General features: G+C 72.2%; 11 protein-coding genes. 6 read left to right on the top strand and 5 right to left on the bottom strand.

Features of this window, described 5'->3' with window-relative positions; translation table 11 throughout:
• The coding region (locus A6Q79_RS02260) for a YihY/virulence factor BrkB family protein (protein ID WP_317695905.1) at nucleotides 1–879 on the top strand (879 nt) is incomplete at its 5' end.
• An 18-nt stretch (nucleotides 880–897) separates the two neighbouring features.
• Here A6Q79_RS02260 and A6Q79_RS02255 read toward each other — a convergent pair.
• From A6Q79_RS02255 to A6Q79_RS02245, 3 genes are all read right to left on the bottom strand, one after another.
• Complete coding sequence (locus A6Q79_RS02255; protein WP_286690539.1) at nucleotides 898–1,041, bottom strand: hypothetical protein; 144 nt, start codon at nucleotides 1,039–1,041, stop codon at nucleotides 898–900.
• Between the two features lie 89 nt (nucleotides 1,042–1,130).
• Nucleotides 1,131–1,796: a response regulator gene (locus tag A6Q79_RS02250; protein ID WP_083516254.1), complete on the bottom strand. Its 666-nt coding sequence runs from the start codon at nucleotides 1,794–1,796 to the stop codon at nucleotides 1,131–1,133.
• The gene (locus tag A6Q79_RS02245) at nucleotides 1,793–3,379 is read right to left on the bottom strand and encodes an ATP-binding protein (protein ID WP_286690540.1); all 1,587 of its coding nucleotides are present in this window, start codon (nucleotides 3,377–3,379) and stop codon (nucleotides 1,793–1,795) included. The genes A6Q79_RS02250 and A6Q79_RS02245 overlap by 4 nt, the downstream gene beginning before the upstream one ends.
• A gap of 82 nt (nucleotides 3,380–3,461) precedes the next feature.
• Between A6Q79_RS02245 and A6Q79_RS02240 the strand changes: the two genes are divergently transcribed.
• From A6Q79_RS02240 to A6Q79_RS02225, 4 genes are read left to right on the top strand one after another with little or no spacing between them, the layout of a single operon-like run.
• Nucleotides 3,462–4,481 (top strand): tripartite tricarboxylate transporter substrate binding protein, encoded by a 1,020-nt coding sequence (locus A6Q79_RS02240; protein ID WP_286690541.1) that lies wholly within the window; start codon nucleotides 3,462–3,464, stop codon nucleotides 4,479–4,481.
• The gene (locus A6Q79_RS02235; RefSeq protein ID WP_286690542.1) at nucleotides 4,478–5,002 is read left to right on the top strand and encodes a tripartite tricarboxylate transporter TctB family protein; all 525 of its coding nucleotides are present in this window, start codon (nucleotides 4,478–4,480) and stop codon (nucleotides 5,000–5,002) included. The genes A6Q79_RS02240 and A6Q79_RS02235 overlap by 4 nt, the downstream gene beginning before the upstream one ends.
• The gene (locus A6Q79_RS02230; RefSeq protein WP_286690543.1) at nucleotides 5,002–6,513 is read left to right on the top strand and encodes a tripartite tricarboxylate transporter permease; all 1,512 of its coding nucleotides are present in this window, start codon (nucleotides 5,002–5,004) and stop codon (nucleotides 6,511–6,513) included. The genes A6Q79_RS02235 and A6Q79_RS02230 overlap by 1 nt, the downstream gene beginning before the upstream one ends.
• Nucleotides 6,510–6,893 (top strand): universal stress protein, encoded by a 384-nt coding sequence (locus A6Q79_RS02225; protein WP_286690544.1) that lies wholly within the window; start codon nucleotides 6,510–6,512, stop codon nucleotides 6,891–6,893. The genes A6Q79_RS02230 and A6Q79_RS02225 overlap by 4 nt, the downstream gene beginning before the upstream one ends.
• On the opposite strand, the gene A6Q79_RS02220 is transcribed toward A6Q79_RS02225, so the two are convergent.
• Both A6Q79_RS02220 and A6Q79_RS02215 read right to left on the bottom strand, forming a co-directional pair.
• Entirely contained in the window at nucleotides 6,877–7,056 is a 180-nt protein-coding gene (locus A6Q79_RS02220) for a hypothetical protein (protein ID WP_286690545.1), read from the bottom strand. The two genes, A6Q79_RS02225 and A6Q79_RS02220, sit on opposite strands and share 17 nt — an antisense overlap.
• Complete coding sequence (locus A6Q79_RS02215; protein ID WP_286690546.1) at nucleotides 7,053–7,703, bottom strand: DsbA family protein; 651 nt, start codon at nucleotides 7,701–7,703, stop codon at nucleotides 7,053–7,055. The genes A6Q79_RS02220 and A6Q79_RS02215 overlap by 4 nt, the downstream gene beginning before the upstream one ends.
• A gap of 109 nt (nucleotides 7,704–7,812) precedes the next feature.
• Between A6Q79_RS02215 and tyrS the strand changes: the two genes are divergently transcribed.
• Nucleotides 7,813–9,084 carry a tyrosine--tRNA ligase gene (gene tyrS / locus A6Q79_RS02210; RefSeq protein WP_286690547.1) on the top strand — a complete coding sequence of 424 codons (1,272 nt, stop codon included), beginning with the start codon at nucleotides 7,813–7,815 and terminating at the stop codon, nucleotides 9,082–9,084.
• Nucleotides 9,085–9,421: the final 337 nt, after the last annotated feature.

Below are 9,421 nucleotides of genomic sequence, written 5' to 3'. Positions count from 1 at the left end.
GTCCTGGCCCTGTTCCCCGCGGTGATCGCCCTGACGTCGCTGCTCGGGCTGCTCGGGCAGGGACGATCGACGATCCAGGCCCTGCTCGACGTCGTCGGGAGCGTCGCGCCAGCGTCCGTCGTCGACACGGTGCGGCCGACGATCGAGTCGTTCGCGGACGCGCCCGGCGCCGGGATCGCCCTCGTCGTCGGACTGCTCGGGGCCTTGTGGTCGGCGTCCGGGTACGTCAACGCGTTCGGGCGTGCCATGAACCGGGTCTATGAGATCCGCGAGGGCCGGCCGGTCTGGAAGCTGCGGCCGGTGATGCTGCTCGTGACCGTCGTGACGCTGGTCCTGGTGGCGCTGGTCGCGCTGGCCCTCGTGCTCACCGGCCCGGTGGCGCAGGCCGTCGGCGACGCTGTCGGCCTCGGCTCCACGGTCGTCATGGTCTGGGACGTCGCCAAGTGGCCGGTCGTCGTGCTGGTCGTGGTGCTCGTGGTCGCGATCCTGTACTACGCCACCCCGAACGTCCGCCAGCCCAGCTTCCGGTGGATCAGCGTCGGCGCCGCGTTCGCGATCGTCGTCTGGGCGCTCGCGTCGCTCGCGTTCGGCTTCTACGTCGCCACGTTCGCCAGCTACAGCTCCACGTACGGGTCCCTCGCGGGCGTCGTCGTGTTCCTGCTGTGGCTCTGGATCACGAACCTCGCCCTCCTGCTCGGTGCGGAGGTCGACGCCGAGCTCGAGCGTGGTCGTGAGCTGCAGGCGGGTCTCGCCGCCGAGCGCGAGATCCAGCTGCCGCCGCGCGACGAGCGCGGCATCGAGAAGGCGCAGGAGAAGGAGCGCGAGGACGAGCGGAGGGGCCGGGCGATCCGCGATGAGGCGGACGGACGGGACGACTGACCGACCGGGGTGTCGCGGTCAGCGACCGACGGACTCCAGCAGCCGGTCGAGGACGGTGAGCCCGCCGACGAGGACCGCGCTGACCGCCGACCACACCAGGCTCGGGCGCGGCGCGGGCGCCGGGCGCACGAGCGACGTCGGGAGCGAGGTCGTGGTCTGCATGGCAGAAGGGTGCCACACGGCCCGGTCAGGGGAAGGCGAAGGGCCCGACGCGGACGGACGAAGGTCCCGAGAGCCGGCGTCGAGGATCGTCAGGGGCGACGGTAGCGGCGCTCCGGGCGTCCGGCGCCGCCGTAGCGCAGCCGGACCTGCGCCTCGCCCGTGGTCACGAAGTGCTCGAGGTAGCGACGCGCGGTCACGCGCGAGAGGCCGAGCCGCTCGGCGGCGTCGGACGAGGAGACCTCCTCGTCCTGCTCCAGCAGACCCTCGACGAGCTGCGCCGTCTCCCGGCTGAGCCCCTTCGGCAGGGGAGCGACCCTGGACGGGCTGCGCGCCGCGCCGAACGCACGGTCGATGGTGGCCTGGTCGGCGTCGCCCTCGCCCAGGGCGAGGAGGGCGTTGCGGACGCGGTGCAGACGCTCCGCGAGGTCGTGCTGCTCGAACGGCTTGACGACGTACTGCATCGCGCCGCCCGCCACCGCGGCACGCACCGTGTCGGCGTCGCGCTCGGCCGTCACCATGATCACGCCCGCTCGGCTGCCCGCCTCGCGCAGCCGGGCGAGCACCTGCAGCCCGCCGAGGTCCGGCAGGTGCACGTCGAGGAGGACGAGGTCGGGGTCGAGCGCCGCGCACAGCGCGATCGCCTCCTCGCCGTTCGCGGCGACGCCGACGACCTCGAAGCCCTCGGTGCGCTCGACGAACCGGGCGTTGAGCCGCGCGACCATGAAGTCGTCGTCGACGACCAGCACCGACGTCACGTCGACTCCCAGGGCAGCACCACGCGGAACAGGCTAGGCCTCGCGGCGTCGATCGTCACCGACCCACCACGTCGCTCGCACAGGAGCCGCACCAGCGCCAGGCCGACGCCGCGGCCGCCCAGCACGTCGGGCTTGGTGGAGTAGCCGCGCACGAACACCGCCGACCGCAGCTCGGCGGGCACGCCGTCGCCGCTGTCCTCGACCTCCAGGACGAGCGCGTCGTCGTCGGCGCGCCCCGTCACCCGCACCTCCGCGCCCGGCGTGCCGCGGCACGCGTCGACGGCGTTGTCGACGAGGTTGCCGAGGATCGTCGTCACGTCGGCCGCGAGACCGGTGCCGAGCGGGGGGATCTCGCAGTCCGGGTCGAGGCTGAGCAGCACGCCCGCCTCGTCGGCCTGGCTCGACTTCGCGAGCAGCAGCGCCGCCGTGGCCGGGTCCTCCACGTGGTCGGCGAGGTCGTCCTGCCGTGCCGCGCGCGATCCCACGATGTGCGTCACGAGGGCGCGCGCCTCCTCCGGCTCGTCGAGCTCCAGCAGACCACCGATGGTGTGCAGCTGGTTGGCGAACTCGTGCGTCTGCGCGCGCAACGCGTCGGTGATGGTCAGGTTCGAGCCGAGCTGCTGCTGCACCTCGACGAGCTCCGTGCGGTCGCGCATCGTCACGACGGTGCCGACCCCCTCGCCCCGGGTCGCGGCGCGGCGCCGGTTCAGCACCAGCACGCGGTCGCGCGTCACGAGCACCACGTCGCTCGCGTCGCCCTGGTCCTGCAGGAGCGCGGCGACGTCGGGCTCGGGGGCGACGTCGACGACCCGGCGGCCCAGCACCGGTCCCTCGAGGCCGAGCAGCTCGAGGGCCGCGTCGTTGACCATGCTGACCCGACCGTCGGGGTCGACGCCCAGGACGCCCTCGCGGATGCCGTGCAGGAGCGCCTCGCGGTGGTCGGCGAGCTTGGCGAAGTCACCGGCGGCGAGCCCACGCGTGCGTCGGCGCACGATGCGCGACACGGTCCAGGAGCCGAGGATGCCGAGGCCCGCGCCCACGCCCAGGAAGAGCGCGAGGTCGGGTGCGGCGTTGGTCGCGCGCTGCCAGGCCGTCGGGTACTTCTGCTCCGCCAGCACGGCACCCGCGAACGACCCGTCGTCGGCCAGCACAGGGGCGTGCCCGGCGAGCGTGCGCCCGCGGTCGGTCGGCACCGACCCGGTCCACCCCCGACCCTCCAGCACGCGGCTGCCCCCGAGCGGCGCCTCCGTGCCCACCAGCGACGGCCTGGACGACGCGACCACCCGGCCTGCGCGGTCGGTCACCGACACGACGTCGGCGCCGGACAGCGACCGCGCCCGGTCGATGGCCGGCGCGAGCACGCGCGACGCGTCGGTCGAGCCGAGACGCGAGCGCACGACGGCGACGTTCGCGAGGTACTCCGCGGTCGAGCGCAGCCGCGCCCCGCGGTCGTCCTCGAACCCGCGGGTGGCCTGCTGCAGCGAGAGCACGCCGACGATCACCAGCACGAGCGCGACGACGGCGAGCTGGAGCAGCAGGAACTGACCGGCCAACGTACGTCGGCCCGGTCGCGGCGACCACAACGAACACAACCTCCTTTGCGCACCCAATCGTGACGCAGGCCACGTTCGCCGTCATGCTCGGGTCGACCCACCAGGAGGTGTGATGGCCGACACAGGTCAGCGACGACCCGCACGTCGCCCCCGCAGGACCCGGACGGCGACCGTCGTGGCGCTCGTCCTCGCACTCGCCGCGACGCTCGGCGCGTGCGGCGTGACGCGTGGCGGCGACGACCCCGACAACCGTCGTCTGCGCATGATGATCCCGAACAGCCCGGGCGGCGGCTACGACCTCACCGGTCGCGCCGCGGCCCAGGTGATGGAGGAGGACGACCTCACGGGTCGCTTCGAGATCACGAACGTCATCGGCGCCAGCGGCACGGTCGCCATGCAGCGGCTGCTGAACGAGCGCGGCGCCGACGACCTCGTCATGCTCATGGGCCTCGGCGTCGTCGGCGCGACGTACACCAACGACTCGGCGGCCCGCGTCTCGAAGGCGACGCCCATCGCGCGTCTCGTCGAGGAGCAGGAGGGGCTGCTCGTGCCCGCGGACTCCCCGTTCGAGACGGTCGACGACCTCGTCACCGCCTGGAAGAAGGACCCGCGCTCCGTCACCGTCGGCGGCGGCTCGTCGCCCGGCGGCCCCGACCACCTCTTCCCGATGCAGCTCGCGCAGACCCTCGGCATCGACCCGAAGGACGTCAACTACATCGCCTACGACGGCGGCGGCCCGCTCACCACGGCCCTGCTCGGCGAGAAGATCCAGGTCGGCACGTCCGGCCTCGGGGAGTTCCAGGGCCAGATCGACGACGGCTCGCTCCGCGTGCTGGCGGTCTCCGGCGACGAGCGTCTCGACGGGATCGACGCCCCGACCCTCACCGAGTCCGACATCGACCTCGTCTTCACCAACTGGCGCGGGCTGCTCGCCCCGCCCGGCATCGACGACGCGACGCGCGAGTACCTGACCGGTTTGGTCACCGAGATGCACGACACGCCCGAGTGGCGCGAGGCGCTGAAGCGCAACGGATGGATCGACGCCTTCGCCACCGGCGAGGAGTTCGGGACCTTCCTGACCGAGCAGGACGAGCGCGTCGACTCGACGCTGAAGGAGCTGGGACTGTCATGAGCACCACCACCGAGACGACGACAGGTCCGGACGGACCTCGCGTCGTCGACCGCGCCCAGTACGGGCTCGCGGCCTTCCTGGCCGTCGTGGGCGTCGTCGTCGTGGTCGACGCCACGGGTCTGCGGCCCGGCTTCGCCGACCAGCCCGTGCAGCCGTCGTTCCTGCCCTACGTCGTCGGCACCGCGCTGCTGGTGCTGGCCGCGACGCTCGCCGTCGCCACGGCGCGCGGCAACGTCGCGGAGCCGGAGGGCGGCGAGGACGTCGACCTCACCGAGCCCAGCGACTGGTTCACCGTCGCGAAGCTGGCGGGCGTGTTCCTCGCGAACGTGCTCCTCGTCGACACGCTCGGCTGGGCGATCACGGGCGCGCTGCTCTTCGCGGGCTGCGCGTGGGCGCTCGGCAGCCGCACGCTGCTGAAGGACGTCGCGATCGGCGCCGCCCTCTCCCTCATCACCTGGTACGGCTTCTACGTCGGCCTGGGTCTGCCGATCCCCGCGGGGATCCTGGACGGAGTGCTCTGATGGACCTGTTCCTCGACGGGCTGATGAACGCCCTCACGCCCGAGAACCTGCTGTACGCCGTCATCGGCGTGCTGCTCGGCACCGCCGTCGGCGTCCTGCCGGGCATCGGGCCGGCCATGACGCTGGCCCTGCTCTTCCCGATCACCTACACGGTCCCGGTCGACAGCGCCCTCATCATGTTCGCCGGCATCTACTACGGCGGCATGTACGGCGGGTCGACGACGTCGATCCTGCTCAACACGCCAGGGGAGTCCTCGTCGGTCGTCACCGCGATCGAGGGCAACCAGATGGCGAAGCGGGGGCGGGCCGCCCAGGCCCTCGCGACCGCCGCCATCGGGTCCTTCGTCGCCGGCACCATCGCCACCGCGCTCCTGGTGCTGTTCGCGCCCAAGGTCTCCTCGGCCGTGGTGCAGCTGGGCGCCCCGTCGTACTTCGCGATCCTGCTGCTGGCGCTGGTCGCCGTCTCGGCCGTCCTCGGCAGCTCGAAGATGCGCGGCTTCATCGCGCTGTTCCTCGGCCTCGCCATTGCGCTGGTCGGCACGTCGACCGGGCAGGCGCGGCTCACGTTCGGCAGCCCGCTGCTGGCCGACGGCATCGACGTCGTCGTCGTGGCCGTCGCCATCTTCGCCATCGGCGAGGCCCTGTGGGTCGCGGCGCACCTGCGCCGCCGGCCGCTGCAGGTCATCCCCGTCGGCCGCCCCTGGATGGACCGCAAGGACTGGGGCCGCTCCTGGAAGCCGTGGCTGCGCGGCACCGCGTTCGGCTTCCCCTTCGGCGCGCTGCCCGCCGGTGGCGCCGAGGTGCCGACCTTCCTGTCCTACATCACCGAGCGCCGGCTCACGAAGCACCCCGAGGAGTTCGGCAAGGGCGCCATCGAGGGCGTCGCCGGACCGGAGGCCGCGAACAACGCGTCGGCCGCGGGCACGATGGTGCCGCTGCTGGCCATCGGCCTGCCCACCACGGCCACGGCCGCGATCATGCTCAACGCCATCCAGTCCTACGGCATCCAGCCCGGTCCCCAGCTCTTCGACAACGAGCCCGCGCTCGTGTGGACCCTGCTGGCCAGCCTGTTCGTCGCCAACACGCTGCTGCTGGTGCTGAACCTGCCGCTCGCGCCGATCTGGGCGAAGCTCCTGCGGGTACCGCGGCCCTACCTGTACGCGGGCATCCTGTTCTTCGCGTCCCTCGGCGCCTACAGCGTCAGCTTCGAGCCGTTCGACCTGGCCCTGCTGCTGGTGCTCGGCTTCCTCGGCGTCGCCATGCGCCGCTTCGGACTGCCGGTGCTGCCGCTGATCGTCGGCGTCATCCTCGGCCCGTCGCTGGAGAACCAGCTGACCCAGGCCCTGGCGCTGTCCGGCGGCGAGGTCTCCACGCTGTGGAGCGAGCCCGTCGCGAAGGTCGTGTACGCGGTGCTGGTCCTCGCGCTCGTCGCGATGGCCGTGGCCGCCGTGCGCGGTCGCGTCGCCCGTCGCGGCGCGTCGACCGTCGAGAAGGAGGAGGTGTCCGCATGACCGCAGTGGTGGTGGCCTACAGCCCGGACGAGTACGGCGAGGCGGCCCTGGCCGCAGGTGCCGAGGAGGCGAGCCGACGCTCGGTCCCGCTCGTCGTCGTCAACGCGACCCGGGGCGACGCCTACGTCGACCCGCACTTCGCCGACGCCGACACCGTCGAGCGTCTGCGCGAGCGCGTCGGGGAGGTCGAGGTGCTCCAGGAGGTCGTGCCCGACGTCGGCGCCGAGGTGGTGCGGGTCGCGCAGGAGCGTGACGCCGAGCTCGTGGTCGTCGGCGTGCGGCACCGCTCGCCGGTCGGCAAGGCGCTGATGGGCAGCGTGTCGCAGCGCGTCCTGCTCGACGCGACCTGTCCGGTGCTGGCGGTCAAGCCTCGCGGGTGACACCGTCGTGCCGCGCTGATCCCGGGTCCCTGGTGCCCGCCTCGTCGGCCCCGTCCTGAGCAGCGCGCTCGGACGGGGCCGACGTCGTCGCGGGGACGGCACACACACCGTCGACGCAGACGGCCGCGGCGTCGTCGCCGAGCATCTCCAGCGGACCGTTCACGCGGGCTGCTCCTCGGCCGCGCGGCGCAGCGCGCCCAGGAACGTGTCAGGGTCCTGCGCGCCGGAGACGCCGAGCCGGTCGTCGAGCACGAAGAACGGGACGCCACGGATGCCGAGCGCCATCGCCTGCTCCTGGTCCGAGCGCACCTGCTCCAGGTAGGCGTCACCGGACAGGGCTGCCACGACCTCGTCGCGATCGAGCCCGACCTCCGCGGCGAGATCGGCGAGGTCGTCGACCCGACCCACGTGCCGGCCCTCGACGAAGTACGCGGCGAGCAGCCGCTCCTTCATCTCCTCCTGACGACCCTCGGCGCGCGCGTGGTGGAGCAGCCGGTGCGCCAGCACGGTGTTCGTGTGCTGCAGCGCCCCGAAGTCGTAGTCGAGCCCCTCGTCGGACGCGACCTGCGTCATCTGCGCCAGCATGCCCACCACCTGCTCGCGCGCCATGCCCTTGTGGCGGGCGAGGAAGTCGACCTCGTCGCCCTCGAAGTCGACCGGGGTGTCCGGCGAGAGCTCGAAGCTGCGGTAGGTGACCTGCACGTCGCCGCCCTCCTCCCGGAACCGCTCCACGGCCTTCTCGAAGCGCCGCTTCCCGACGTAGCACCAGGGGCACGCCACGTCCGACCAGATCTGCACGTCCACCGTCATGCCCGTGCCAACCGTCGGGCCGCCGCTGGTGTTCCCGACGCCGCTGCGCGGGCCCTCGCGGTCGCGCGCCAGAATGGGGCCGTCCGCCCCGACCGACCAGGAGCCCCACGTGAGCACAGCCGGAGGATCCGTCCTCGACGACCTGACCGCCCGCGGACTCGTCGCGCACTCGACCGACCTCGAGGCGCTGCGGGCCGAGATGGACGCCGGCCCGATCGTCTACTACGTGGGCTTCGACCCGACCGCGCCCAGCCTGCACGTCGGCAACCTGCTGCAGATCCTCACCGCGCGGCGGCTCCAGCTCGCCGGGCACCGACCGCTCCTGCTCGTCGGTGGCTCCACCGGTCTCATCGGCGACCCCAAGGAGGCCGGCGAGCGGGTCATGAACACCCGCGAGACCGTCGCGGCGTGGGTCGAGCGGATCCGCGACCAGGTCGTCCGCTTCGTCGACCTCGAGGGCGAGAACGGCGCGACCATGGTCAACAACCTCGACTGGACCGAGTCCCTCAGCACGATCGACTTCCTGCGCGACATCGGGAAGCACTTCCCGGTGAACCGCATGCTGGCGCGCGACGTGGTGAGCAGCCGGCTCGAGAGCGGCATCAGCTACACCGAGTTCAGCTACGTCCTGCTGCAGTCGATGGACTACCTGGAGCTCCACCGTCGCCACGGCTGTGTGCTCCAGACCGGCGGCAGCGACCAGTGGGGCAACATCACCGCCGGCGTCGAGCTCGTCCGTCGCTCGGAGGGACGCAGGGTGCACGCCCTCGCGACCCCGCTCATCACGAAGGCCGACGGCACGAAGTTCGGCAAGACGGAGTCGGGCACGGTCTGGCTCGACCGCGAGCTCATGAGTCCGTACGCCTTCTACCAGTCGTGGATCCAGGCCGAGGACACGAAGGTGGGGGAGTACCTCAAGCAGTTCACCTTCGTGCCGGTCGAGGAGATCGACGCCCTCATGGCCGAGCACGCCGCCGCGCCCGGCCGACGCCTCGCGCAGCGACGCCTCGCCGCCGAGGTCACGGCGCTCGTGCACGGGCAGGCCGAGGTCGATGCCGCGGAGCTCGCCTCGACGGCGCTGTTCGGTCGCGGCGAGCTGGCCGAGCTGCCGGAGGACACCCTTGCGGCCGCGCTGGGGGAGACGGGCGTCGTCGAGCTGGGTGGCGACGCCACACTCACGGACGCCCTCCTCGAGACCGGTCTCGTCGACTCGCGTTCCGCCGCCCGCCGAGCGGTCGCCGAGGGCGGCGCGTACGTCAACAACAGCAGGGTCGACGACGCCGAGGCCTCGCTCGACTCCCTGGACGCCCTGCACGGCTCCTGGCTCGTCCTGCGCCGCGGAAAGCGCGCCGTTGCAGGGGTTCGTCGGGTCCGGTCGTGAGTATGGCCGGGGTCACACCGCACCGATTTGACCCTGCTCCGGTCGTCTGAGTAATGTTCTTCTTGTTGCACCGCACGACGGAGCGCAAGGCCGAGAGGCCGGGCACTCGGAGCGAGCAGCCACTCGAACCGAAACGGTTAACGCCAGGAACTGAGTTCCGGAGACTGACCGCTGACAACGGAGAGTGATCGTGGCAGGACCCCGGGTTTGACCCGGTGATCACGAGCCGCGTAGGATAGACCAGCCCCTGGTGGGTGGGCCCTGATGTGGGTCTGTCTGGTGGGTGTGCGTCTGATGTTTGAGAACTCAACAGTGTGCTAAAAGTCGACGAGAAGTA

The organism is Aeromicrobium sp. REDSEA-S32_B7 (assembly GCF_001626145.1).
Taxonomy (GTDB): Bacteria; Actinomycetota; Actinomycetes; order Propionibacteriales; family Nocardioidaceae; genus Aeromicrobium; species Aeromicrobium erythreum.
This window is presented reverse-complemented; position numbering and strand designations above follow the sequence as displayed.

Bases quoted from the DNA above. Each gene is read 5' to 3' on its own strand.
- A6Q79_RS02215 (WP_286690546.1), bottom strand. From the start codon at position 7,703: ATGACGGTGGACGTGCAGATCTGGTCGGACGTGGCGTGCCCCTGGTGC.
- A6Q79_RS02240 (WP_286690541.1), top strand. From the start codon at position 3,462: ATGGCCGACACAGGTCAGCGACGACCCGCACGTCGCCCCCGCAGGACC.
- A6Q79_RS02235 (WP_286690542.1), top strand. From the start codon at position 4,478: ATGAGCACCACCACCGAGACGACGACAGGTCCGGACGGACCTCGCGTC.
- A6Q79_RS02230 (WP_286690543.1), top strand. From the start codon at position 5,002: ATGGACCTGTTCCTCGACGGGCTGATGAACGCCCTCACGCCCGAGAAC.
- A6Q79_RS02255 (WP_286690539.1), bottom strand. From the start codon at position 1,041: ATGCAGACCACGACCTCGCTCCCGACGTCGCTCGTGCGCCCGGCGCCC.
- A6Q79_RS02225 (WP_286690544.1), top strand. From the start codon at position 6,510: ATGACCGCAGTGGTGGTGGCCTACAGCCCGGACGAGTACGGCGAGGCG.